Origin of the sequence: Streptomyces sp. NPDC050759 (genome assembly GCF_044456945.1) — a bacterium.
Taxonomy (GTDB): Bacteria; Actinomycetota; Actinomycetes; order Streptomycetales; family Streptomycetaceae; genus Streptomyces.
The window spans coordinates 1-23,434 of record NZ_JBITGI010000019.1; the positions used below are offsets into that span (position 1 = coordinate 1).

The window sequence follows — 23,434 nt, forward strand, 5'->3', positions numbered from 1 at the left end:
TGAGTTCTCAAGGAACGGACGCTTCCTTTGTACTCACCCTCTCGGGCTTTCCTCCGGGCTTTTCCCTTCGGTCTTGCGTTTCCGACTCTATCAGACCGTTTCCGGTTCCGATTTCCTCGGTGCTTTCCAGGTTCCCGCTCTTGCGTTTCCCTTTCCGGCGTTTCCGACTCTATCAGATCCTTTCGGGCCTGATTCCCAGTCAGCGGGGCTTGCCTTCCCGGCGGTTGGGCCGTTCCGACGAGTGAGACTTTAGCGGATTCCCGGCTCCCGAGCTAATCGGGGGCCGCCGTCCTATCGAACGCGGATTCCTCATTTCGCGAATACACACGCCAATGCAGCGACGGCAGACAGAGCGACTGTCGTCGTTTGTTGGCTGGTACCTGCGGAATGGCTGTCCGGGGACCGACCGGAGTCGGCGCTCACGTCGGACAACTCGGAGAACACTACGTACCGGGCTGGGGAGTGTCAACTCAGGTCCCCACGGGCGCTCGGAGGCGTACGCTGGCAGGCATGACAACGCGTACGTGCACCCAGCAGTGGTGGGCCGCCTGACGGCGGCCGGAGTCACGTATGCACTCAACGGCCGCCGCCTCGGCGGCCGTTCGCGTATCTCCCTCCAGGACTCCTGAGGGTCGGCTGGCCGGCGGCGGCGGCCTCGACCAGGAGGTGGAGAGATGACGCGGGTCTTCAGCGGGGTCAAGCCGACGGGGCATCTGACGCTGGGGAACTACCTGGGAGCCATGCGGCAGTGGGTCACGGTCGACCAGCACCGGGCCGAGTCGCTGTTCTGCATCGTCGACCTGCACGCCCTGACCGTCGACCATGATCCGGCGCGGGTGCGTCGGCTGAGTCGGCAGGCGGCGACGCTGCTACTCGCGGCGGGGCTGGATCCCGAGCTGTGCACCGTGTTCGTACAGAGTCATGTGGACGAGCATGCGCGGCTGTCGTACGTGCTGGAGTGCGTGGCCACGGACGGCGAGATGCGGCGGATGATCCAGTACAAGGAGAAGGCCGCTCGGGAGCGGACGCGGGGCGGGAGTGTGCGGCTGTCGTTGCTGACGTATCCCGTGCTGATGGCGGCGGACATCCTGGCGTACGGGGCCGACGAGGTGCCGGTCGGGGACGACCAGGCTCAGCACGTGGAGTTGACGCGGGATCTGGCGGCGCGGTTCAACCAGCGGTACGGCTACACGTTCGTGGTGCCCCGGGCCACCCTGCCCAAGGTGGGCGCGCGGGTCATGAACCTTCAGGATCCGCTGTCGAAGATGGGGAAGTCCGACGACTCCGGGCCGGGGATCGTCTATCTGCTCGACGAGCCGGATGTCGTGCGGAAGAAGGTGATGCGAGCGGTGACCGACAGCGGGCGTGAGGTCGTGTACGACCGGGAGGCGCGGCCCGGCCTGGCGAATCTGCTGGAGATCCTCGCGTCCTGCACGGGTGGGAACCCATCGGAGCTGAGCGGTGTATATGAATCGTACGGCGCCTTGAAGAAGGACACCGCCGAGGCCGTGGTCGAGGTCTTGAGGCCCGTGCAGGAGAGGCACAAGGAGTTGTGCGCGGATCCTGGCTATGTGGAGGGGGTGCTGCGGGATGGCGCGGAGAGAGCGCGGGCGATGGCGCGGCCGACCGTGGATGCCGCATATCGCGCGATCGGGTTGCTTCCGGCCGCTTCCGATCCGGTCGCGGTGGATACCGGCGCGGTCGACAGCGGAGTCGTGCTGAGTACTGCCCGGTAGGCGCGTGGGCTGGTGGCGAGGAGCGATGCGAAGTGCTGGCGCTTCGCTCCTCGCTCCCGCGGCTGGCAGTAAATCATCGATCGCTGTCCTTTCACCCACTGGGTGGGAGGGGCTCCCGGCGGCAGGATCGTCGGCATGGAGATCGCACAGAACGCAGCGCTGGTGGTCGTGGACGTCCAGAAGGGCTTCGACGAGGCCGACTTCTGGGGACCGCGGAACAACCCGGAGGCCGATGACAACATCGCTTCGCTCATCGACGTGTGGCAGGCGACGGGGCGGCCGGTCGTCTTCGTACGGCATGACTCGCCCAAGCCCGAGTCGCCGCTGCGGACGGGGTATGAGGGGAACGCCTTCAAGGAGTACGTGGAGCGGCGGCGCGGGAAGGGGGTCGGAGGGGTTGAGCTGTTGGTCACGAAGACCGTGAACTCTGCCTTCTACGGGACGCCGGATCTGGATGCCTGGCTGAAGGGCGAGGGGATTTCTCAGTTCGTGGTGGTCGGGATCCAGACCAACATGTGCGTGGAGACGACGGCTCGGATGGGCGGGAACCTGGGGTACGACGTGGTGGTCGCCTATGACGCGACGCACACGTTCGATCTGGAGGGCCCGTTCGGCTGGCGGCGGAGTGCGGACGAGGTGGCACAGGCGTCGGCGGTCTCGCTGCACGGGGGCGGCTTCGCTCGTGTGGTGGCCACGAAGGAAGTGGTGGACGCGGCGGGGTGACCGCCCCCGGTGGGCGTCAGTCCTTCTTGCCGGAGGCCAGGGCGCGGCTGCGGTCGCGGGCGGCTTCCAGGGCGGCGATGAGGGCGGCGCGTACGCCGTGGTTCTCGAGTTCGCGGATGGCGTTGATGGTGGTGCCCGCGGGGGAGGTGACGTTCTCGCGGAGCTTCACCGGGTGCTCGCCGCTGTCGCGGAGCATCGTCGCGGCGCCGATCGCGGACTGGACGATCAGGTCGTGGGCCTTGTCGCGGGGCAGGCCGAGCAGGATGCCGGCGTCGGTCATGGCTTCGACCAGGTAGAAGAAGTACGCCGGTCCGGAGCCGGAGAGGGCGGTGCAGGCGTCCTGCTGGGACTCGGGGACGCGGAGCGTTTTGCCGACGGCGCCGAAGATCTCCTCGGTGTGGGCGAGGTGGTCGGCGGTGGCGTGGGTGCCGGCGGAGATGACCGACATGGCCTCGTCGACCAGGGCGGGCGTGTTGGTCATGACGCGGACGACGGGGGTGCCGGTGGCGAGGCGCTCCTCGAAGAAGGAGGTGGGGATGCCGGCGGCGCCGCTGATGACCAGGCGGTCGGCCGGGACGTGCGGGGCGAGTTCGTCGAGGAGGGTGCCCATGTCCTGCGGTTTGACCGTGAGGATCAGGGTGTCGGCGGTCTTCGCGGCTTCCGGGTTGGTGACCGGGGCGACTCCGTATCGGCTGCGGAGTTCTTCGGCTCGCTCGGGGCGGCGGGCGGTGACCAGGAGGTCGGCCGGGGCCCAGCCGGCGCGGATCATTCCGCTGAGCAAGGCTTCGCCGATCTTGCCGGTGCCGAGGACTGCGACTTTCTGACTCATGCGGTTCAGTCTGGCACCGGGTCGGGGCGTGCAGGGCGGGTATCCGGTGGGCGGAACACGGGTGGGGTGGGCGGGACTGGCTTGGGGTGGCCGGGCTTGCGCAGCGCCATGGCCTCCCTTGTGCGCCGCTATGCCGTCCTGCGCCTGAGGGTTGCCGCTCCCAGTCCCAGGACCAGCAGTGCGCAGCCCGCCACGATCAACGCGTCGCGTACGAAGGTCGCTGTCATGTCCGTGTGCCTGAGGACCTCGTTCATGCCGTCGACGGCGTAGGACATGGGGAGGACGTCGGAGATGGTCTCCAGGACGGGGTGCATGTTGTCGCGGGGGGTGAAGAGCCCGCAGAGGAGGAGTTGGGGGAAGATCACGGCCGGCATGAACTGGACGGCCTGGAACTCGGAGGCCGCGAAGGCCGAGACGAACAGGCCGAGGGCGGTCCCGAGCAGGGCGTCGAGCAGGGCGACCAGCAGCAGGAGCCACGGGCTGCCGGTGACGTCGAGGCCGAGGAACCAGACGGCGAGGCCGGTCGCGAGGGCGGACTGGATGATCGCGAGGACGCCGAAGGCGAGGGCGTAGCCGGCGATGAGGTCGCCTTTGCCCAGTGGCATGGCGAGGAGGCGTTCGAGGGTGCCGGAGGTGCGTTCGCGCAGGGTGGCGATGGAGGTGACCAGGAACATCGTGATCAGCGGGAAGATCCCGAGGAGGGAGGCGCCGATGCTGTCGAAGGTGCGCGGGCTGCCGTCGAAGACGTAGCGCAGCAGGAGGAGCATCACGCAGGGGATCAGGATCATCATCGCGATGGTGCGCGGGTCGTGGCGGAGCTGGCGCAGGACCCTGGCCGCGGTCGCGGTGGTGCGGGAGAGGCTGAGGGCGGTGGTGGGAGCGGGCGCGAGGTTCGGCGTGGTGGTCGTGGTCATCGCGTGGGCTCCTTGGTGCGGCTTGCCTGGACGGCCTGGTCGACCAGGTGGAGGAAGGCCTCCTCGACGGTGTCGGAGTGGGTGCGGGTGCGGAGGGCCTCGGGGGTGTCGTCGGCGAGGATCTCGCCCTCGCGCATCAGGAGGAGGCGGTGGCAGCGCTCGGCCTCGTCCATGACGTGGGAGGAGATGAGGAGGGTGGCGCCGCGGCGGGCGGCGATGTCGTGGAAGAGGTTCCAGAGGTCGCGGCGCAGGACGGGGTCGAGGCCGACGGTGGGTTCATCGAGGACGAGGAGTTCGGGGGTGCCGAGGAGGGCCACGGCGAGGGAGACGCGGCTGCGCTGGCCGCCGGAGAGGTTGCCGGCGAGGGAGTCGGCGTGGGTGGTGAGGTCGACGTCGGTGATGGCCTGGGTGACGTCGGAGTGGCGGCGGTCGGCGGCGGCGCGGCCGGGGGCGAGGATCGCGGCGAAGTAGTCGAGGTTCTGGCGGACGGTCAGGTCGTCGTAGACGGAGGGGGCCTGGGTGACGTAGCCGATGCGGGTGCGGAGGGTGGGGTGGCCCGCGGGCCGGCCGAGGACGTCGAGGGTGCCGGTGACCTTGGCCTGGGTGCCGACGACCGCGCGCATCAGCGTGGACTTGCCGCAGCCCGAGGGGCCGAGGAGTCCGGTGATCTGGCCGCGTGGGACGTCCAAGGCGAGGCCGCGCAGGACGGTGCGGGGGCCTCGGACGACGGTGAGGCCGTCGGCGTGGACGGCGGGGATGGCGGGCCCTTGGTCCGTGCTGTCGTCGTTGTCGTAGGGCGGCCCGGACTCTTTATTCACCATGTGATGAATAATGCTCTCGCGGGTTCTGCCCGTCAAGCGAGTCGGCCCCCTGGAGCTCGGCGGAGTCAGGCGTTGACGGCGACCAGCAGCTCGACGTCGTAGGTCTCCTCGACGGTTTCGTCAGGGAAAAGGTCCAGAAGGATCCGCCGCTCCTCGGCGAGGAAGGCGCCCGCGTGCTCCGCGCCCGCGACCAGGAACAGCGAGTGGCTGCCGATGTTGGCGAGGTGGGTGTCGACGGGGACGCGGCGGCTCCAGCGGACCACTCGGTGGGCGAAGTCCAGGCGGCCGGTGGGATCGGCCAGGGCCGACCGGGCTCCGTTGCCGTTCACCTCGACGGCCGGGTGGGCGCCGTAGGCCTTGAAGTGCTCCCCGATGCGGTCCAGTTGGCCGGTGATCCACGGCACGTCGAGCGCGTGGGTGTTCCACCACAGGGCGAGGGCGCCGCCGGGGCGCAGGACCCGGACGGCTTCGGGGACCGCGCGGGCGGGGTCGGTCCAGTGCCAGGACTGGGCGTAGGTCAGGAAGTCGACGGAGTCCGTGCGGAGGGGGAGGTCGTTGCCGTCGCCCATGAGGATCGGGATGCCGGGGTGCGTACGGCGGAACTGCGCCGCCATGCCGTCCCCGGGTTCGACCGCGACGACCTCGGCGCCCCGGGCCTGCAGCAGAGCGGTCGCGATACCTGTGCCGGCCCCGATGTCGGCGACCCGCGCACCCGGGAGGGGCCGGCCGGCGAGCTCTTCGACGGCGTCGAAGAGGGCGGGTGGGTAGGAGGGGCGGTTGGCGGCGTACTGGGCTGCGGCGGCGTTGAAGGAGTGGGCTCGGGTGGTGTGGAAGGAAGCCGTCATAGGGACATGGTGGCCGGGGTGCGGTTGGGGCGCGGTGAGTTTTCGGTGAGAGCCGGAGGTACGGGCGCTGGAAGCGGCGCGGGAATGTGCCGTTCTACGGCTCCGGCGCGACGGCGCTTCGGCTGCCCGAGCGGTCTCAGCGGCGGCGCTTCTTCTTCGAGGGGTTCCCGGTGCGGCGAGCGCCCCGCTTCGCGTGCTCCTTCCGGGCAGTCTCGTACTCCTCGCGGTGCAGCTTCTCGCCCGGCGCCTCCGTGAGGGAGCGGAAGAAGTACGCGAGGAGGGACCCGACGAACCCGATGGCCAGGAGGCCGCGGAGGGAGGCCTGGCGGTCCGGGTCGGGGCGGTTGCCGAAGCTGTCCCAGGTGGTGCGGAAGGCCAGCGCGCTGCAGATCGCGAACATCGCGACGACGAGGACGGTCACGAAGCTGCCGGTGTCGGCGATCTGCAGGCCCTCGTAGGCGAAGCGGAGGATCAGACAGGAGGCGACGGCGACGGCGAGGGAGCCGGTGGCCACGCCGACGCGGCGGAGGGCGTAGCCGTTGTCGTGGTTCACCCAGGCCGTGCCGAAGAAGCGGATCGGTTCGGGGCGGGGGCCGCCCGCTGGGGAGCCCGCGGGGATGTCCTGGGTGCCGGATTCGTCGCTCACGGGACGATTATGGCTCCGGGGCGGGGGCGGGCTCCCTTCGGGGATCAGCCGCAGCGTGATGCCACGTAGCCGTCGCTGCCGGTCTTGACGTAGGTGTCCGAGACGAACTCGCCGTTGGCGATGTTGTCCCAGATGTTCGACGTGCCGTAGTAGCCCGACACCGTCTCACCCGGCGTCTGGCAGTAGATCGCCACCTTCGCGCCCTCGGGCAGGACACGGACGATGCCGTACTGCGTTCCGGGACCACGGCGGACGTTCAGTCGGAGATCCGGGGCGACGTCGTAGTAGTGGATGGCCGCCTCGGCGTGGGCGGCGCCCACCATGAGGAAGGCGCCGGCGAGGGCCACGAGCATGACGGATCTGCGTTTCAGGGATGTCATGAGGATCCCCCCAGGGAGATTCAGGAGCAGCGGTCGGCGACGTAACCGTCGCTGCCGGTCAGTACGTAGGCGTCGGAGATGTACTGGCTGTTGCTGATGTTGTCCCAGATGTTGCTGGTGCCGTAGGGGCCGGTCACCGAGGTGCCGGGCGTCTGGCAGTAGATCGGCACCTTCGCGCCCTCGGGCAGTACTCGCACGACGCTGTAGCTCGTGCCGGGGCCGCTGCGGACGTTGAGACGGACTCCGGGTGCGATCGAGTAGTAGCGAACCGACGCCGCCGCCGTCAGGGCTTCGGTCTCCTTGAGGCCCTCGGTCTCTTCCACGCGGTCAACAGACATGAAAATCCTCCCCCGTTGGTCCCCATGACTGCCATGGGGTCCCGTTGATTCCCCTGAATCACGCCATGAAACACATGTACGCAACTCGCACGCGGAGACTAGCAAGCCGCCTCTGTCCCGTACGAGTCATCGACTAGGCTCCGTGCGTCGCGCGCGCGGACGATCAGCACGGGGGTGGTTCCATGGCGCCACAGGGCAACACCGGAGCGGGCGCGGAAGCGGAACTTCCCGAGTACGCCGGTCACTACCGGCTGGAGTCATGCCTCGGCTCCGGCGGGATGGGCGTCGTTCATGTCGCGCGCAGCACCTCGGGGATGAAGCTCGCGGTGAAGGTCGTCCATACCGAGTTCGCCAAGGACCCCGAGTTCAGGGGGCGTTTCCGGCAGGAGGTGGCCGCGGCCCGGAAGGTGAGCGGGGCGTTCACCGCGTCCGTCGTCGATGCCGATCCCGATGCCGAACGGCCCTGGATGGCCACGCTGTTCATTCCGGGGCCGACCCTCTCGGACGAGGTGAAGCGGAACGGGCCCATGGCGCCCTCCGAGTTGCGTCGGCTGATGGCCGGGCTCGCTGAGGCGCTGCGCGACATCCATCGGGTCGGGGTGGTCCACCGGGATCTCAAGCCGAGCAATGTGCTGCTCGCCGAGGACGGGCCGAAGGTCATCGACTTCGGTATTTCTCGGCCAAAGGACAGCGAACTTCGCACCGAGACGGGGAAGTTGATCGGGACGCCGCCGTTCATGGCGCCGGAGCAGTTCCGGCGGCCCCGGGAGGTGGGGCCCGCCGCCGACATCTTCGCGCTCGGATCGGTGATGGTGCATGCGGCCACCGGGCGCGGGCCGTTCGACTCCGACAGTCCGTATGTCGTCGCCTACCAGGTCGTGCACGACGAGCCGGATCTGACGGGCGTACCGCAGAATCTCGCACCGCTCATCGTGCGGTGCCTCGCCAAGGAGCCCGAGGACCGGCCCACGCCGGACGAGTTGATGCGGGAGCTGCGGTCGGTCGCGGCCTCGTACGACACGCAGGCGTTCATACCGGCGCAGCGCACGGGCGATGTGCCGGAGCCTGGACCGAGGAAGTCGGCGTCACGGCCCCGAAGGCGTCCGTCCAGAAAGGCCGCCCTGGCCGCCGTCGCGGCCGTGCTCGTGCTGGCCGGCGTCCTCGCCTGTGTCCAGGGGCTCGGCGACGGTGGCGGCACCGCGGCGAAGAGCGGCGACAAGCCCACGGCTTCCGGGTTCGCCGGCTGGGCGGCGGACCCGGTTCCGAAGGGCACGGGTGCGGTGCAGTGCTCGTACGGCACCGGTCAGTTGGTCTGTGCACGGCCCGGTACGGTCTTCGCCCTGGATCCGTCGGACGGCACCCTGCTGTGGCAGCGCCCCGTCGCCGAGTCGAGCCCGAGCAAGGCACCGGCCGTCGGAGGCGGTCTCGTACAGCCCATGGTGGACGAGGGGCGACGCCTCGAGGCGCTCGAACCCGCCTCGGGCAAGGTGCGTTGGCAACGGACCCTGCCCGCACATCACGCCCTGCAGACCGCGCGGGGAACGCTCCTGCTGACCCTCCTCGACGGCACGGTCACCGGGGTGGACGCCGCGACGGGCGTCTCCAAGTGGAGCCGACGGGTGCCGGGGCAGCCCATGCCGACGTTCGTCTCGTTCGCCGGAGACCCGCTGGCCTACACCATGAACCTCTCCGGCGACGCCTCGACCACCCGGGTCACCGCGGTGGACCCGGCCACCGGAGCAGTGCGCTGGGACGCGCGGCTGAGCGGAAACCTGACCCCCGTGGGCGTGCGCGACGGATCGGTCTTCTTCCTCGCCACGGACAACCAGTACGGCGACACGGACGCCGTCGTCCGCTACACCCCGGCGAGCAGGTCGTCGGACCGGGTGAAGCTCCCGGTGGCGCGCGCCGACGCCCAGGCCACTGTGCACGGGAACGTGGTCTACGTGCTGGCGACCAACGGTTCCCTGGACGCCGTGGACACGGACGCGGGCAAGCGGCTCTGGACTCTTGAGACATCCGTGAGCCGTGGCTCCGTACCGGTCGCCGACGCCCGCCATGTGTACTTCACCGCGGCCGACGGACGGCTGCTGGCCATCGGCGCCGCCAAGGGGCGCCTGGTCGGACAGACCCCGGCGCGCCTCGGCTCGAACTCCGGCACCGTCGCCGGCGCGCTGCCCAAGCCCGTCCTCGCCGACGGTCACGTCTACGCCACCGCCCCCGACGGCACCGTCTTCGCCGTGGACGCCCGCGCCCCCGCGGACTGGTAGCGCACACAAAAAAGGGGGCCGCCCCCGAAGGGACGGCCCCACATCTGGCGGGGCGACCTCAGCCCAGCTTCGACACGTCCCGCACCGCGCCCTTGTCCGCGCTCGTGGCCATCGCCGCGTAGGCCCGCAGCGCCGCCGAGACCTTGCGCTCGCGGTTCTTCGGGGCGTAGGCGCCATCCAGCGCGGCCTCGCGACGGGCCAGCTCCTCGTCGTCGACCAGGAGCTCGATCGTCCGCCCGGGGATGTCGATGCGGATGCGGTCGCCGTCCTCGACGAGGGCGATGGTGCCGCCGGCCGCGGCCTCCGGGGAGGCGTGGCCGATGGACAGGCCGGACGTGCCGCCGGAGAAGCGGCCGTCGGTGATCAGGGCGCAGGCCTTGCCGAGACCGCGGCCCTTCAGGTACGAGGTCGGGTAGAGCATCTCCTGCATACCGGGGCCGCCCTTGGGACCCTCGTAGCGGATGACGACGACGTCGCCCTCCTTGACCTGCTGGGTCAGGATCTTCTGGACGGCGTCCTCCTGCGACTCGCAGACCACCGCCGGTCCCTCGAACCGCCAGATCGACTCGTCCACGCCGGCCGTCTTCACGACACAGCCGTCGACCGCCAGGTTGCCCTTGAGGACCGCCAGGCCGCCGTCCTTGGAGTACGCGTGCTCGGCGCTGCGGATACAGCCCTCGGCGGCGTCCTCGTCGAGGGACGCCCAGCGCTCCGACTGGGAGAAGGCCTCGGCGGAGCGGACACAGCCGGGGGCCGCGTGCCACAGCTCGAGGGCTTTCGCGGACGGCGAGCCGCCGCGGACGTCCCAGGTCTTGAGCCAGTCCGCGAGCGAGGGGCTGTGGACCGAGTGCACGTCCTCGTTGAGCAGGCCCGCGCGGTGCAGTTCGCCCAGCAGCGCCGGGATGCCGCCCGCGCGGTGCACGTCCTCCATGTAGTACGTGCGGTTCTTCGCCACGTTCGGGGCGACCTTCGCGAGGCACGGGACACGGCGGGAGACCGCGTCGATCTCGGCGAGGCCGAAGGGGACCTCCGCCTCCTGGGCCGCCGCCAGCAGGTGCAGGATCGTGTTGGTGGAGCCGCCCATGGCGATGTCGAGCGCCATGGCGTTCTCGAACGCCGCGAAGGTGGCGACGTTGCGCGGCAGAACCGTGTCGTCGTCCTGCTCGTAGTAGCGGCGGGTGATGTCCATGACCGTGTCGGCCGCGTCGACGTACAGCTGCTTGCGGGCCGTGTGCGTGGCCAGGACCGAGCCGTTGCCGGGGAGGGAGAGGCCGATGGCCTCGGTCAGGCAGTTCATCGAGTTGGCGGTGAACATGCCGGAACAGCTGCCGCAGGTCGGACAGGCGTTCTCCTCGATACGGAGCATGTCCGCGTCCGAGATCTTCTCGTTCACGGCCTCGGACATCGCGTCGACCAGGTCGAGGGTGCGGACCGTGCCGTCCACGAGGGTCGCGCGGCCGGACTCCATCGGGCCGCCGGAGACGAAGACCGTGGGGATGTTGAGCCGCAGCGCGGCGTTCAGCATGCCCGGGGTGATCTTGTCGCAGTTGGAGATGCAGATCAGGGCGTCGGCGCAGTGGGCCTCGACCATGTACTCCACCGAGTCCGCGATCAGGTCGCGGGAGGGGAGGGAGTACAGCATGCCGCCGTGGCCCATCGCGATGCCGTCGTCGACGGCGATGGTGTTGAACTCGCGCGGGATGCCGCCGGCCGCGACGATCGCCTCGGAGACGATCCGGCCGACGGGCTGCAGGTGGGTGTGGCCCGGCACGAACTCCGTGAAGGAGTTGGCGACCGCGATGATCGGCTTGCGGCCGATGTCCGCACCGGGTACACCGGAGGCGCGCATAAGGGCGCGTGCGCCCGCCATGTTGCGGCCGTGGGTGACTGTGCGGGACCTCAGCTCGGGCATCGTCGCTCGCTCCTTCAGAGACGGTCGTCAGAGACTTCAGAGACGGTCGTATGAGACTTCTGACTGCTAACGAGCGTACGCCGGTCATCCAGGGGTCGGGACAGGCCGTCCGGAATGCGGGACGCCCGTCTCGGATCAGGGTCTGTCCAGGGTCGGCCAGGATCCGGTCAGGGCCCGGTCAGATGGTGCTGCACCACCGGGGCCACCCGGGCGATGATCTGCTCGATGTCCGTCGACGCCAGCGGCTCCACCTTGATCACGTACCGCAGCATGGCCGTCCCCACGAGCTGCGCGGCCGCCAGCTCGGCCCGCAGCTCGGCGTCCGGCAGGTCCAGCTGGTCGGCGATGCGGCGCAGCAGCTGGGCGGCGACGAGGCGGCGGAAGACGGTGGCCGCGGTCTCGTTGGTCACGGCGGAGCGGACGATCGCCAGGATCGGCATGCGCGTCGCCGAGTTCTCCCAGACGCCGAAGATGAAGCGGGTCAGGCGCTCTCCGACGTCCTCCAACGGCCCCTCGGCGAGCGCGTCGGGCGCGCTCAGCGCGGGCGCGGCGGCGACTTCCACGGCCGCCTCGAAGACCTGCTCCTTGGTGCCGAAGTAGTGGTGGACCAGGGCCGAGTCGACCCCGGCGGCCTTGGCGATCCCGCGCACGGACGTCTTCTCGTAGCCCCGCTCGGAGAACTCCTCACGGGCGGCGAGGAGGATCCGGTCGCGGGTACCGGCCGCGTCCGATTCCGTACGACGGGGTCGGCCGCGCTTCCGCGCTGTGACGTCACTCACGGCCGGGGCGCCTTCACGGCTGCTCGGTTCACGGCTGCTCGCTCGCTCATCGCCGGGGCACCTGCACCGCCGAGGCCAGATGGAGGCGGGTGAAGGCCAGGGCCTCGGCGAGGTCGGCCTCACGTTCGGCGCCGGACATCGCGCGGCGGGTGTTGACCTCGATGACGACATGGCCGTCGAAGCCGCTCAGCGCGAGGCGCTCCAGGAGCTCGGCGCAGGGCTGGGAGCCGCGGCCGGGCACGAGGTGCTCGTCCTTCGCGGAGCCCTTGCCGTCGGCGAGGTGCACATGGCCGAGACGGTCTCCCATCCGGTCGACCATCTGCATCGCGTCGGTCCTGGAGGTCGCCGCGTGGCTGAGGTCGATCGTGAAGTGCCGGTAGTCGTCCTTGGTGACGTCCCAGTCGGGGGCGTAGGCGAGCATCTCGCGGTCGCGGTAGCGCCAGGGGTACATGTTCTCGACGGCGAACCGTACGTCCGTCTCGTTCGCCATCCGCCAGATCCCGCTGACGAAGTCACGGGCGTACTGGCGCTGCCAGCGGAACGGCGGGTGGACGACGACCGTGCTCGCGCCCAGCTTCTCGGCCGCCGCGCGGGCGCGCTGGAGCTTGACCCAGGGGTCCGTCGACCACACGCGCTGCGTGATGAGCAGGCAGGGGGCGTGCACGGCGAGTATGGGGATGCCGTGGTAGTCGGAGAGGCGGCGCAGGGCCTCGATGTCCTGGCTGACCGGGTCGGTCCACACCATGACCTCGACGCCGTCGTATCCGAGGCGTGCGGCGATCTCGAAGGCCGTCGCCGTCGACTCCGGGTAGACGGAGGCCGTCGACAGGGCGACCTTCGCATCCGGGATCCGTACGACTGGCTCTGCCATGGGGGACAGATTACGGGTTGCCGTGGGTGGGGTGCGGGGTGCCTATTCGCCGTTGTGGTGATTGCCACTGGGCGGGTGCGGTGCGTCCGGGTTGCTCGCGCCGTTCCGCGCGCCCCTACATGCCCTGGACTGATCCCATATGGTCAAGTCTGCGCAGGATGACGCCCTCCCTCAGCGCCCAGGGGCAGATTTCCACCTTTTCCACACCGAACAGATCCATCGCGCCCTCGGCCACCAAGGCACCCGCCAGGAGCTGGTTCGCCCGGCCCTCCGACACGCCCGGGAGTTCCGCCCGCTGGTCCGTCGTCATGCCGGCCAGCCTCGGGACCCAGGCCTCCAGCGACTCGCGCTTCAGTTCGCGCTGGACGTAGAGGCCCTCCGTCGAGCGGGCCGCGCCTGCCAGGCGGGCCAGCTGCTTGAAGGTCTTGGACGTGGCGACCACGTGGTCGGGGGCGCCGAAGCGGGCGAACTCGCCGACGGTGCGGGCGATCTGGGCGCGTACGTGGCGCCGTAGGGCCCGGATGGCGTCCGGATCCGGGGGGTCGCCGGGGAGCCAGCCTGCCGTGAGGCGGCCCGCGCCCAGCGGGAGGGAGGCCACCGCGTCCGGTTCCTCGTCGATGCCGTAGGCGATCTCCAGGGAGCCGCCGCCGATGTCGAGGACCAGGAGCTTGCCCGCCGACCAGCCGAACCAGCGGCGGGCGGCGAGGAAGGTGAGGCGGGCCTCTTCCGCGCCGGTGAGGACCTGGAGCTCTACGCCGGTCTCGGCCTGCACGCGCGCGAGGACGTCGTCGGCGTTGCTTGCCTCGCGGACGGCGGAGGTGGCGAACGGGAGCAGGTCCTCGACGCCCTTGTCCTCGGCGGCCTGCAGCGCGTCCTTGACGACCGAGACCAGCTTCTCGACGCCTTCGGGACCGATCGCCCCGGCCTCGTCGAGGAGTTGGGCAAGGCGCAGTTCCGCCTTGTGCGAGTGCGCGGGCAGGGGGCGGGCGCCGGGGTGCGCGTCCACCACCAGCAGATGCACCGTGTTCGATCCCACGTCGAGGACACCGAGTCTCATGTAGGGAACGCTACTGCCAGCTGGGCGTTCGACTGTGTCCGGAGGGGCCTCGGGCGACTTACCCTGGACGCGTGCCAAAGACGAAAAAGGTGAAGGACGACAAAACGGCCGATTCTGCCGGCGGTCCTTCGCGGGTGAAGCCACCGAAGCCACCGAAGCAGTCGAAGAAGGCCATGAAAGCCCTGAAGGCCGACGAGAAGGGGCTCGACTTCGCACGCGCGTGGGTGGAGTTCCCGGATCCGGCGGACGACGAGCAGGTCTTCCGCTGCGATCTGACATGGCTGACCTCTCGGTGGAACTGCATCTTCGGCAGTGGCTGCCAGGGCATCCAGGCGGGCCGGGCGGACGACGGGTGCTGCACGCTGGGTGCCCACTTCTCCGACGAGGACGACGAGAAGCGGGTCGCCGAACATGTGGCGCGACTCACTCCGGACCTCTGGCAGCACCACGACGAGGGCACGGAGAACGGCTGGATCTCGGAGGACGAGGACGGCGACCGGCAGACCCGGCCCTTCCAGGGCTCCTGCATCTTCCAGAACCGGCCCGGCTTCGCGGGCGGCGCGGGCTGCTCGCTGCACATCCTGGCCCTGAAGGAGGGCCGTGAGCCGCTGGAGACCAAGCCGGACGTCTGCTGGCAGCTTCCGGTGCGGCGGACGTACGACTGGATCGACCGGCCCGACGACACCCGCGTGCTCCAGGTGTCGATCGGCGAGTACGACCGGCGCGGCTGGGGTCCGGGCGGTCACGACCTGCACTGGTGGTGCACGTCGGCGACCTCGGCACACGGCGCCGGTGACCCGGTGTACGTCTCCTACCGCCCCGAACTGATCGAGCTCATGGGCAAGGCGGGCTACGACCGCCTCGTCGAGCTCTGCGAGGAGCGCCTGGCCTCCCAGCTGCCCCTGCTGGCACCGCATCCGGCGGACCCGACCGACTGAGCGCCCGGCACCCCCGACCCAACGCACTCCGGCCCCGATCTGTCCGCTACGACGCGGACGGGCTCGGGTCGCCGCTGTCCGCAGGTGGGGGCGTCGGGCTTGCCGGGTCGGACGGGGTGGGGTCCGGTGGGGTCGGGGAGGGGGACGAGGACGGAGGGTCGCTCGGTGGGGGATCCGAGGGGGCCGAGGACGTGGGGCTGGGGCTGAGCGGGGGTGTCGTCGGCTCGCCGGGCTCGGAGGGTGCGGGCGCCGTGCCGTAGCCCTGGATGGTGACGACCGCGCCGGCCGGTGCGATCGCCACGCGCCCGCTCCAGGGGCCGGAGGGCTCGCGCAGATGGTCGACGTACACCTTGATCGTCAACGACTCGCCGTGTCTCAGGGTCCCCGAGGACTGGCTGAGGTAGAGCCAGGAGGCTCCCGTGGTGGCCGACCAGCGGACCGGGGTGTCGCCGGTCGCGGTGAGGGTGATCAGCGTGGTGTCGCCGCTGTTGTCGGCGCCGACCTCCAGGTGCCTGGCGCCCTTCCGGCCGGCCCCGGTGACGCTGACGACCTCCACGGAGACGTCGGGGCGGCCGTCCTTGGCGAAGTGGTTGCCGGATTCGGTGCGGGCGTTGCCGGCGTTCTGGTAGCCGCCGCTCGCCGTCTCGCCGTCCAGGGTGCCGGGTCCGTGCGCCTCGCTGGCGCTCGCGGAGTGGCCGTCGACTCCCTCGCCGGGGCCGCCCCGGTAGGCGGCCCACAGGGCGAGCACGGGAGCGGCGACGACGGTGGCGACGACGGTCGTGGTGACGGCACGCGCGCGCAGGCGGTCGCGGCGGGCGGCCCGGTCCTTGGGATCCATCGGGAAGCCGCGCCGGTCGAAGCGGGGCACGGTGCCGCCACGCGCGCGTGGCGGGTGCGCCGGCGCCATGTGCAGCGCCCCGCGCGGCGCCTCGAGCACGGGCAGCTCGGCGGGCGTGGTCATGGCTCCGGGCCAGCGACCGGGAATCGCGCGCTCGGCACTGCGGCGGCAGCGCGGGCAGTCGTCGACATGGCGCACGAGTTCGCGGCGCAGGGCGGAGCTGAGCACGAACTGGCTGTCGCCGGTGAGCCGGGCCACACTCGGACAGTCCCCGGTCTCGACGACGGCGAGGGCCGCGCGGGTGCGCTCGACCTCGCAGGCGGCGGAGGCGAGCAGTTCGCGGGCGCCGGCGAGGTCCATGCCGAGGACGGCGGCGACCTCGTGGGCGGCGAGGTGGTGACGTACGGCGAGTTCGAGCGCCTCGCGCTGCTCGGGGGTCGTACCGGCCGCCTCCGGCCAGGCCAGCAGGGCGAGTTCGCGGCGACGCCCCTCCTGAAGGTCCTCGGCGACCGGGGGTTCGGCGGACTTCCGGGACGCTCCGTGGCGTCCCGCCGCATGGGTGGCCTGACGTTTCTGCTTGGCCTCGGCCAGCTTGCGCAGACAGGCCCAGCGGGCCAGCGCGTACAGCCAGGCCCTGCGGTCGCCGGCCGCCTCCGGGCCGCCGCGCCTCTCGGCGAGCGCGAGGACGTCGCCGAGGGCCGCGATCGCCGCGTCGTGGTCGCACAGCACGGACAGGCAGTAGGTGAACAGGCCGTCCAGGTACGGCTCGTAGCGCGCGGGCGGCCCTTGCGCCGGCGTGCGCGCGGCACCGCGGTCGCGCTCCTCCCGTTGCGCCCGGTGCGCGCCGGTGGTGCGGGTCGAGGTCTCCGGACTGCTGCTCATCATCCGTGGACCGTAGGGGGCGGAAGATGGCCTCTTCCGGCGCCTCGAGCACTTTTACTCCGTACGGGTGAAACGATCCCTCAATAGGGGACAGGAACCCGCGATTCCGTGGCTCGTTCCCATCGTGACGTGGCCGGTTCGCGTGCGGGGCGCGGGGTGATTCGGATGCCGGGGCCGGGTCGGTCCGGATGCCGGGGGGCGGCTCGGTCCGATGTCGGGGATCGGGTCGGTCCGGATGCCGGGGAGCGGCTCGGTCCGATGCCGGGGACCGGGTCGGTCCGGATGCCGGGGCGCATGCCGTCCGGCGGGCGGCGGCCGGGTTGTCAGTGGCGGCGGTTACGGTTCGTGCATGGCTGCCCGTACGAAGTCCGCCAAGGAGCGTCCGTCCTACCGCTGCACCGAGTGCGGCTGGCAGACGGCCAAGTGGCTCGGCCGCTGCCCCGAGTGCCAGGCCTGGGGGACGATCGAGGAGTACGGCGCGCCCGCGGTGCGTACGACGACACCCGGCCGCGTCACCACCTCCGCCGTGCCCATCGGCCAGGTCGACGGCCGTCAGGCCACGGCCCGCTCCACCGGCGTGCCCGAGCTGGACCGGGTGCTCGGCGGCGGCCTCGTGCCCGGCGCCGTGGTGCTCCTGGCGGGCGAACCCGGCGTCGGCAAGTCCACGCTGCTGCTGGACGTGGCGGCCAAGGCGGCGAGCGACGAACACCGCACGCTCTATGTGACAGGCGAGGAGTCCGCGAGCCAGGTCCGGATGCGCGCCGACCGCATCGGGGCGATCGACGACGACCTGTATCTCGCCGCCGAGACCGACCTGTCCGCGGTCCTCGGACACCTGGACGCGGTGAAGCCGTCCCTGCTGATCCTCGACTCGGTGCAGACGGTGGCCTCCCCCGAGATCGACGGCGCCCCCGGCGGCATGGCCCAGGTGCGCGAGGTGGCCGGGGCACTGATCCGGGCGTCCAAGGAGCGCGGGATGTCCACCCTCCTGGTGGGCCATGTCACCAAGGACGGCGCGATCGCGGGCCCACGCCTGCTCGAGCACCTCGTGGACGTGGTCCTCAGCTTCGAGGGCGACCGGCACGCGCGCCTCCGGCTCGTACGGGGCGTCAAGAACCGCTACGGCGCGACCGACGAGGTCGGCTGCTTCGAACTGCACGACGAGGGCATCACGGGCCTCGCGGACCCGAGCGGACTTTTCCTGACACGTCGTGCCGAACCGGTCCCGGGCACCTGTCTCACCGTCACCCTGGAAGGTCGCCGCCCTCTGGTGGCCGAGGTCCAGGCACTCACCGTCGACTCACAGATCCCCTCGCCCCGGCGCACCACCTCCGGTCTGGAGACCTCACGCGTCTCGATGATGCTCGCCGTCCTGGAGCAGCGAGGCCGGATCAGCGCACTCGGCAAGCGGGACATCTACTCCGCGACGGTCGGTGGTGTAAAGCTTTCGGAACCTGCCGCGGACCTGGCGATCGCCCTCGCCCTGGCGTCGGCGGCCAGCGACACCCCGCTGCCCAAGAACCTCGTCGCGATCGGCGAAGTGGGCCTTGCGGGCGAGGTCAGACGGGTCACGGGCGTCCAGCGCAGGCTCTCCGAGGCACACCGTCTGGGCTTCACGCACGCCCTCGTACCGGGCGATCCCGGCAAGATCCCGGCCGGCATGAAGGTCCTGGAAGTGGCGGACATAGGGGACGCCCTGAGGGTCCTTCCGCGCTCGCGTCGGCGAGAGGCCCCACGGGACGAGGAGGAGCGCCGGTAGACTTTGCCCTGGTCTCGCCCGTCCGTACGAACCGAACGACGACACGGGAGCGTCCAAGACCCCGCGACCGGAGGAGAGCAGTGGCAGCCAACGACCGGGCGGCAGCTCCCGGAAAGTCCGGTGGGAGTGCCGGTTCCGATGGCCTGATGCGCGCCTCCCTGAGCGCCGTGGCCCCCGGCACCCCCCTGCGCGACGGCCTCGAGCGGGTGTTGCGCGGCAACACCGGCGGACTCATCGTGCTCGGCTTCGACAAGACGGTGGAGACGATGTGCACGGGCGGTTTCGTCCTGGACGTCGAGTTCGCGGCCACGCGTCTGCGTGAGCTGTGCAAGCTGGACGGCGGCATCGTGCTCTCGTCCGACCTGTCGAAGATCCTGCGGGCGGGCGTGCAGTTCGTGCCCGACGCGACGATCCCGACGGAGGAGACGGGCACCCGGCACCGCACCGCGGACCGCGTGAGCAAGCAGGTCGGCTTCCCGGTCGTCTCCGTCTCCCAGTCGATGCGCCTCATCGCCCTGTACGTCGACGGCCAGCGCCGTGTCCTGGAGGACTCGGCGGCGATCCTGTCCCGAGCGAACCAGGCCCTGGCGACTCTGGAGCGGTACAAGCTCCGCCTGGACGAGGTCGCGGGCACGCTCTCCGCACTGGAGATCGAGGACCTCGTGACGGTCCGGGACGTCTCGGCGGTGGCCCAGCGCCTGGAGATGGTCCGCCGTATCGCCACGGAGATCGCCGAGTATGTCGTCGAACTCGGCACGGACGGCCGCCTCCTCGCCCTCCAGCTGGACGAGTTGATCGCGGGCGTGGAGCCGGAACGCGAACTGGTGGTCCGGGACTACGTCCCCGAACCCACCGCGAAGCGCTCCCGCACGGTCGACGAGGCGCTGTACGAACTGGACGCCCTGACCCACGCGGAACTCCTCGAACTCCCCACGGTCGCCCGCGCCCTGGGCTACACCGGCTCGCCCGAGGCGATCGACTCGGGGGTCTCCCCCCGGGGCTTCCGCCTGCTGGCCAAGGTCCCCCGCCTGCCGGGCGCGATCATCGACCGCCTGGTGGACCACTTCGGCAGCCTCCAGAAGCTCCTGGCGGCAAGCGTGGACGACCTGCAGACGGTCGACGGAGTGGGCGAGGCAAGGGCGAGGAGCGTCCGGGAGGGCCTGTCCCGCCTGGCGGAGAGCTCGATCCTGGAGCGGTACGTATAGGGGGCCGGCACCCCCTCAGCCGTTCTCCGGTCAGCCGTTCTCCAGCGAGCCGTTCTCCAGCGAGCCGTTCTCCAGCTAGTCGTTCTCCAGCACGAACGAAGCCTGCACGGTCGCATACCCCGGCGCCTTGAGCTCCACCAGGTACGTCCCCGCCCCGGCCGACCCCGCCGCAGGCGTCGCACACTGCGGCGCACTCGGCTTGCGGTCCCACTTCACGGTGTACGTGATGCTGCTGCCGGCCGGAGCCCGGTAGACGAGGTGGCCGACGGTGGCGGGACAGTCGGCGGACGACCAGTAGGGGTCGTCCTCGCCGGCCTGAGTGACCGTCAACACCGCGTTCTTCGGCCCGAGATCGACCTTGCAGTCGCTGCCGGAGGAGTTGGTCGCGGTCAGCAGCAACGTGGGCTTCTGGCCGGGGTCGTAGGCGTTGCGCAGGCTGCGCACGCTCAACTTCACCGCACCGGCGGTGCAGTTGGGAAGTGTGGAGCCGGCCGGAAGAGTGTCACCCTGCCCGACTCCGGTACCGGTACCTGTACCGCCACCCCCCGCGCCACCGGCTCCGCCGGCCCCGGCTGCCCCGGCGGAACCGCCCGTACCCGTCTCACCACCGGCGCCCGAGCCGCCCCCCGTTCCGGCCCCGGAACCGGAACCGGAGCCCGAGCCCGAACCGCCGCCAGTGTCCCCACCGGTCGTCGACTCGTCGCGCCCGCCCGGCGCTTGACTGATCGCGGGGCCGGAACCGGACGGTCCGGGGCTGATCGTGGAGGGGGTGGGATGCTTGCCGTTGGACCCGTCCGCACCGTTCTTGCCGCCTCCGCCGCCGGAGCTGACGATCCATGCGATCAGCAGCGCCAGCACGGCGAGGACGGACAGCATGACGGCCCTCCGTCGCCAGTAGATGGAGGAGGGAAGCGGCCCGACCGGATTGCGCAGAGATCCCACGGCGCAAACTGTACGAGAGATCGGCGAGTTCACCGCCCTCACCCGCCGCCGGGCGACACAACTTTTCAGGATCATCATTCCGGAAACGACGGTCCCGCCCGGGACTTCCGGCAGGCCTGACACGTGCCGACAGCGGATCGTGACCGAACCGGCCCGCCCCTCACGGTCCGTGACCGTGAAGGTCACCCCCGCGCGGGTGACGACCCACGGCCGGGACATGGACGTACGGCGTGTTCGCGATCGCAGCCTTGCACCTATGGCCACGGCTGTGGCGTACATCCGGTGCGGGCGACCCGTCCCTCAGAACGCCCGTCCGCCACCTCCGGCATGGCAGGATCGGAAGGCCATGACTGCGCCCACGAAGCCCCAGCCCCAGCCCCCGCACAGCAGCCCCGCCGACGGCATCGTCGACGCTCCTCCCGGAGCGGGCCTGCACTCCCCCGTCATCGACTGGTTCGACGAGCACGCCCGGGATCTGCCGTGGCGGCGGCCCGAGGCCGGGCCGTGGGGGGTGATGGTCAGTGAGTTCATGCTCCAGCAGACGCCCGTGAACCGGGTACTGCCGGTCTACGAGCAGTGGCTCGCGCGCTGGCCGCGGCCCGCCGACCTGGCCGCGGAGGCGCCCGGGGAGGCCGTGCGCGCCTGGGGCAGGCTCGGCTATCCGCGCCGGGCGCTGCGGCTGCACGGCGCCGCGGTCGCCATAACGGGACGGCACGGCGGTGACGTACCGACGGACCACGCGCAGCTGCTCGCGCTGCCCGGGATCGGCGAGTACACGGCCGCCGCCGTCGCCTCCTTCGCGTACGGGCAGCGGCACGCCGTGCTGGACACCAACGTGCGGCGGGTGTTCGCGCGGGCGGTGACCGGCGTGCGGTACCCGCCGAACGCCACGACGGCCGCCGAGCGCAAGCTCGCCCGCGCGCTGCTGCCGGAGGACGAGAGCACCGCCGCGCGCTGGGCCGCCGCCTCGATGGAGCTGGGCGCGCTGGTGTGCACGGCCAAGAACGAGACCTGTGTGCGCTGCCCCATCGCCGGCCAGTGCGCCTGGCGGCTCGCGGGCAAGCCCGAGCACGACGGGCCGCCGCGGCGCGGGCAGACGTACGCCGGTACCGACCGCCAGGTCCGCGGCAAGCTGCTCGCCGTGCTGCGGGAGGCTCATGCGCCGGTGCCGCAGGCGGTTCTCGACCGGGTGTGGCACGAACCGGTACAGCGGGCGCGGGCGTTGGACGGTCTGGTCGCGGACGGGCTCGTGGAGCCCCTGCCGGGTGGTTTGTATCGGCTGCCGTTGACGTAGCCCGACAGGGAGCCAACCGTCAAATCCCCCTGAACCGGCGCGAATCACCGCGCCGGTTTACCCCTTTTCGGCTTCCGTTACACAACCGACGGACAGCCTATTGCCAGCCGCGCGCTGCTCCGCACAGCCCCGTGACAACTGCTCCGTAGCTTGATTGCCATGCCGCACACCAGGCGGCGCACACAGCGATGAGAACCGGCAGGGACTGCCGGAACGGGGATCAGGAGGCGGTCTACATGGCGCAGGGCGAGGTGCTCGAGTTCGAGGAGTACGTCCGCACCCGGCAGGACGCGCTGCTGCGCAGCGCACGTCGTCTGGTCCCGGACCCGGTCGACGCGCAGGACCTGCTCCAGACGGCGCTCGTGCGGACGTACGGCCGCTGGGAGACCATCGAGGACAAGCGGCTCGCGGACGCCTATCTGCGCCGGGTGATGATCAACACCCGCACGGAGTGGTGGCGGGCGCGGAAGCTGGAGGAGGTGCCGACCGAGCAGCTCCCGGACGCCTCGGTCGACGACTCCACGGAGCAGCACGCGGACCGCGCCCTGCTGATGGACGTCATGAAGGTGCTCGCCCCCAAGCAGCGCAGTGTCGTGGTGCTGCGACACTGGGAGCAGATGTCCACGGAGGAGACGGCCGCCGCCCTCGGCATGTCGGCCGGAACGGTCAAGAGCACGCTGCACCGGGCGCTCGCCCGGCTCCGCGAGGAGCTGGAGGCCCGCGATCTGGACGCACGCGCGCTGGAGCGTGAGGAGCGGGAGCGTTGCGCGGCGGCCTGACCGAGCCCGGGCCCACCCGGCCGGACCTCACTCCGGTCCGGGGGATCTTCCAGGCGGCGAGCACGGCGGTGGTCGTGCTGGCCGCCCTCGCCCTTTTCGTCTCCGCCTGCGCCACCGGCGGCACCGGCACCCGTGACGAGGGTCCCGCACACGCGGTCGCGCAGGCCGGCGCCTCACCCTCCGCCCTGCCGTCCGCCCTGGCTTCACCGCGCCTGGACCGGAAGCGCGCGATCGCTCTCCTCAGGTCGGACCCGAAGGTCTCCGAGGCGGTCAAGCGCGATCTGGAGCCCTGTGGCACCGACCAGTACCCGGTCGACCTGTTCTACGGCGACCTGACCGGCGGCTCGGCCGACGACGTCGTCGTCAACGTCGTGACCTGTGCGGATCTGGTGGGCGTCGGCTCGTACGTGTATCGCGAGCAGGGCGGTTCGTACCAGAATGTCTTCCAGACCGAGGAACCTCCGGTCTACGCCGAGATCGACCGCGGCGACCTGGTGGTGACCAAACAGGTGTATGAGAAGGGTGACGCGGTGTCGGACCCGTCCGGCGAGAATGTGATCACGTACCGCTGGGCCTCGGGGAAGTTCGCCGCCGTGTACAAGACGCACAGCGACTACAGCGATGTCGTCGGCACGGATCCGTCGCCGGTGCCCGACAGCTGAACCGATCGGGCCGC

The 23,434-nt window shown here is 70.8% G+C and carries 22 protein-coding genes; 9 read left to right on the forward strand and 13 right to left on the reverse strand.

The window, feature by feature from the left end; genetic code table 11:
* Positions 1–674: 674 nt before the first annotated feature.
* Complete coding sequence (gene trpS, locus ACIBJB_RS39040) at positions 675–1,736, forward strand: tryptophan--tRNA ligase (protein WP_398938230.1); 1,062 nt, start codon at positions 675–677, stop codon at positions 1,734–1,736.
* Positions 1,737–1,871: 135 nt separating this feature from the next.
* Positions 1,872–2,459 carry a cysteine hydrolase family protein gene (locus ACIBJB_RS39045; protein ID WP_398938232.1) on the forward strand — a complete coding sequence of 196 codons (588 nt, stop codon included), beginning with the start codon at positions 1,872–1,874 and terminating at the stop codon, positions 2,457–2,459.
* Between the two features lie 16 nt (positions 2,460–2,475).
* Here the strand turns inward: ACIBJB_RS39045 and proC are convergent, their stop codons facing one another.
* The 7 genes from proC to ACIBJB_RS39080 form a co-directional block, all read right to left on the reverse strand.
* Entirely contained in the window at positions 2,476–3,288 is an 813-nt protein-coding gene (gene proC, locus ACIBJB_RS39050) for a pyrroline-5-carboxylate reductase (RefSeq protein ID WP_398938234.1), read from the reverse strand.
* Between the two features lie 128 nt (positions 3,289–3,416).
* Positions 3,417–4,202 (reverse strand): ABC transporter permease, encoded by a 786-nt coding sequence (locus ACIBJB_RS39055; protein ID WP_398938235.1) that lies wholly within the window; start codon positions 4,200–4,202, stop codon positions 3,417–3,419.
* A complete protein-coding gene (locus tag ACIBJB_RS39060) occupies positions 4,199–5,023 on the reverse strand; it encodes an ABC transporter ATP-binding protein (protein WP_398938237.1) in 825 nt (274 codons plus the stop codon). Before ACIBJB_RS39060 ends, ACIBJB_RS39055 begins: the two co-directional genes overlap by 4 nt.
* A gap of 65 nt (positions 5,024–5,088) precedes the next feature.
* Positions 5,089–5,868, reverse strand: a complete 780-nt coding sequence (locus ACIBJB_RS39065) for a class I SAM-dependent methyltransferase (RefSeq protein ID WP_398938239.1) — start codon at positions 5,866–5,868, stop codon at positions 5,089–5,091.
* A gap of 136 nt (positions 5,869–6,004) precedes the next feature.
* Positions 6,005–6,514 (reverse strand): EamA/RhaT family transporter, encoded by a 510-nt coding sequence (locus ACIBJB_RS39070; RefSeq protein ID WP_398938241.1) that lies wholly within the window; start codon positions 6,512–6,514, stop codon positions 6,005–6,007.
* Positions 6,515–6,558: 44 nt separating this feature from the next.
* Positions 6,559–6,894, reverse strand: a complete 336-nt coding sequence (locus ACIBJB_RS39075; RefSeq protein WP_373432435.1) for an SH3 domain-containing protein — start codon at positions 6,892–6,894, stop codon at positions 6,559–6,561.
* Between the two features lie 20 nt (positions 6,895–6,914).
* Positions 6,915–7,232: an SH3 domain-containing protein gene (locus ACIBJB_RS39080; RefSeq protein WP_398938244.1), complete on the reverse strand. Its 318-nt coding sequence runs from the start codon at positions 7,230–7,232 to the stop codon at positions 6,915–6,917.
* 182 nt (positions 7,233–7,414) lie between these two features.
* Between ACIBJB_RS39080 and ACIBJB_RS39085 the strand changes: the two genes are divergently transcribed.
* Positions 7,415–9,502 (forward strand): serine/threonine-protein kinase, encoded by a 2,088-nt coding sequence (locus ACIBJB_RS39085; protein ID WP_398938246.1) that lies wholly within the window; start codon positions 7,415–7,417, stop codon positions 9,500–9,502.
* Positions 9,503–9,560: 58 nt separating this feature from the next.
* Here ACIBJB_RS39085 and ilvD read toward each other — a convergent pair whose 3' ends face one another.
* The 4 genes from ilvD to ACIBJB_RS39105 all read right to left on the reverse strand — a co-directional run bounded on the left by ilvD (position 9,561) and on the right by ACIBJB_RS39105 (position 14,121).
* Positions 9,561–11,414: a dihydroxy-acid dehydratase gene (gene ilvD, locus ACIBJB_RS39090; RefSeq protein WP_398938248.1), complete on the reverse strand. Its 1,854-nt coding sequence runs from the start codon at positions 11,412–11,414 to the stop codon at positions 9,561–9,563.
* A gap of 167 nt (positions 11,415–11,581) precedes the next feature.
* Complete coding sequence (locus tag ACIBJB_RS39095; RefSeq protein WP_398938250.1) at positions 11,582–12,193, reverse strand: TetR family transcriptional regulator; 612 nt, start codon at positions 12,191–12,193, stop codon at positions 11,582–11,584.
* Between the two features lie 46 nt (positions 12,194–12,239).
* A complete protein-coding gene (locus ACIBJB_RS39100) occupies positions 12,240–13,064 on the reverse strand; it encodes a sugar phosphate isomerase/epimerase (protein WP_280863296.1) in 825 nt (274 codons plus the stop codon).
* 115 nt (positions 13,065–13,179) lie between these two features.
* Entirely contained in the window at positions 13,180–14,121 is a 942-nt protein-coding gene (locus tag ACIBJB_RS39105) for a Ppx/GppA family phosphatase (RefSeq protein ID WP_398938252.1), read from the reverse strand.
* Between the two features lie 71 nt (positions 14,122–14,192).
* Here ACIBJB_RS39105 and ACIBJB_RS39110 point away from each other — a divergent pair, with 71 nt between their 5' ends.
* Complete coding sequence (locus ACIBJB_RS39110) at positions 14,193–15,059, forward strand: hypothetical protein (protein WP_398938254.1); 867 nt, start codon at positions 14,193–14,195, stop codon at positions 15,057–15,059.
* 46 nt (positions 15,060–15,105) lie between these two features.
* Here the strand turns inward: ACIBJB_RS39110 and ACIBJB_RS39115 are convergent, their stop codons facing one another.
* Positions 15,106–16,782, reverse strand: coding sequence for a hypothetical protein (locus ACIBJB_RS39115; protein ID WP_398938256.1), 1,677 nt, complete (start codon positions 16,780–16,782; stop codon positions 15,106–15,108).
* A 346-nt stretch (positions 16,783–17,128) separates the two neighbouring features.
* Between ACIBJB_RS39115 and radA the strand changes: the two genes are divergently transcribed.
* Positions 17,129–18,538 carry a DNA repair protein RadA gene (gene radA / locus ACIBJB_RS39120; RefSeq protein ID WP_398938258.1) on the forward strand — a complete coding sequence of 470 codons (1,410 nt, stop codon included), beginning with the start codon at positions 17,129–17,131 and terminating at the stop codon, positions 18,536–18,538.
* 80 nt (positions 18,539–18,618) lie between these two features.
* Positions 18,619–19,743: a DNA integrity scanning diadenylate cyclase DisA gene (disA, locus tag ACIBJB_RS39125; protein ID WP_398938259.1), complete on the forward strand. Its 1,125-nt coding sequence runs from the start codon at positions 18,619–18,621 to the stop codon at positions 19,741–19,743.
* Between the two features lie 75 nt (positions 19,744–19,818).
* On the opposite strand, the gene ACIBJB_RS39130 is transcribed toward disA, so the two are convergent.
* The gene (locus tag ACIBJB_RS39130; protein WP_398938261.1) at positions 19,819–20,685 is read right to left on the reverse strand and encodes a hypothetical protein; all 867 of its coding nucleotides are present in this window, start codon (positions 20,683–20,685) and stop codon (positions 19,819–19,821) included.
* A gap of 346 nt (positions 20,686–21,031) precedes the next feature.
* Between ACIBJB_RS39130 and ACIBJB_RS39135 the strand changes: the two genes are divergently transcribed.
* The 3 genes from ACIBJB_RS39135 (at position 21,032) to ACIBJB_RS39145 (ending at position 23,420) form a co-directional block, all read left to right on the forward strand.
* On the forward strand, positions 21,032–21,979 hold the full coding sequence (locus ACIBJB_RS39135) for an A/G-specific adenine glycosylase (RefSeq protein ID WP_398938264.1): 948 nt from the start codon (positions 21,032–21,034) through the stop codon (positions 21,977–21,979).
* A 236-nt stretch (positions 21,980–22,215) separates the two neighbouring features.
* A complete protein-coding gene (locus tag ACIBJB_RS39140; RefSeq protein WP_020122536.1) occupies positions 22,216–22,758 on the forward strand; it encodes a SigE family RNA polymerase sigma factor in 543 nt (180 codons plus the stop codon).
* Positions 22,743–23,420, forward strand: a complete 678-nt coding sequence (locus ACIBJB_RS39145; RefSeq protein WP_398938266.1) for a hypothetical protein — start codon at positions 22,743–22,745, stop codon at positions 23,418–23,420. The genes ACIBJB_RS39140 and ACIBJB_RS39145 overlap by 16 nt, the downstream gene beginning before the upstream one ends.
* Positions 23,421–23,434 lie beyond the last annotated feature (14 nt).

Coding starts and splice junctions, on each gene's coding strand:
- ACIBJB_RS39075 (WP_373432435.1), bottom strand. CDS start 6,894: ATGACATCCCTGAAACGCAGATCCGTCATGCTCGTGGCCCTCGCCGGC.
- ACIBJB_RS39135 (WP_398938264.1), top strand. CDS start 21,032: ATGACTGCGCCCACGAAGCCCCAGCCCCAGCCCCCGCACAGCAGCCCC.
- ACIBJB_RS39140 (WP_020122536.1), top strand. CDS start 22,216: ATGGCGCAGGGCGAGGTGCTCGAGTTCGAGGAGTACGTCCGCACCCGG.
- ACIBJB_RS39045 (WP_398938232.1), top strand. CDS start 1,872: ATGGAGATCGCACAGAACGCAGCGCTGGTGGTCGTGGACGTCCAGAAG.
- ACIBJB_RS39060 (WP_398938237.1), bottom strand. CDS start 5,023: ATGGTGAATAAAGAGTCCGGGCCGCCCTACGACAACGACGACAGCACG.
- ACIBJB_RS39065 (WP_398938239.1), bottom strand. CDS start 5,868: ATGACGGCTTCCTTCCACACCACCCGAGCCCACTCCTTCAACGCCGCC.
- ACIBJB_RS39080 (WP_398938244.1), bottom strand. CDS start 7,232: ATGTCTGTTGACCGCGTGGAAGAGACCGAGGGCCTCAAGGAGACCGAA.
- ACIBJB_RS39085 (WP_398938246.1), top strand. CDS start 7,415: ATGGCGCCACAGGGCAACACCGGAGCGGGCGCGGAAGCGGAACTTCCC.
- trpS (WP_398938230.1), top strand. CDS start 675: ATGACGCGGGTCTTCAGCGGGGTCAAGCCGACGGGGCATCTGACGCTG.
- ilvD (WP_398938248.1), bottom strand. CDS start 11,414: ATGCCCGAGCTGAGGTCCCGCACAGTCACCCACGGCCGCAACATGGCG.
- ACIBJB_RS39055 (WP_398938235.1), bottom strand. CDS start 4,202: ATGACCACGACCACCACGCCGAACCTCGCGCCCGCTCCCACCACCGCC.
- ACIBJB_RS39105 (WP_398938252.1), bottom strand. CDS start 14,121: ATGAGACTCGGTGTCCTCGACGTGGGATCGAACACGGTGCATCTGCTG.
- radA (WP_398938258.1), top strand. CDS start 17,129: ATGGCTGCCCGTACGAAGTCCGCCAAGGAGCGTCCGTCCTACCGCTGC.
- proC (WP_398938234.1), bottom strand. CDS start 3,288: ATGAGTCAGAAAGTCGCAGTCCTCGGCACCGGCAAGATCGGCGAAGCC.
- ACIBJB_RS39100 (WP_280863296.1), bottom strand. CDS start 13,064: ATGGCAGAGCCAGTCGTACGGATCCCGGATGCGAAGGTCGCCCTGTCG.
- ACIBJB_RS39115 (WP_398938256.1), bottom strand. CDS start 16,782: ATGATGAGCAGCAGTCCGGAGACCTCGACCCGCACCACCGGCGCGCAC.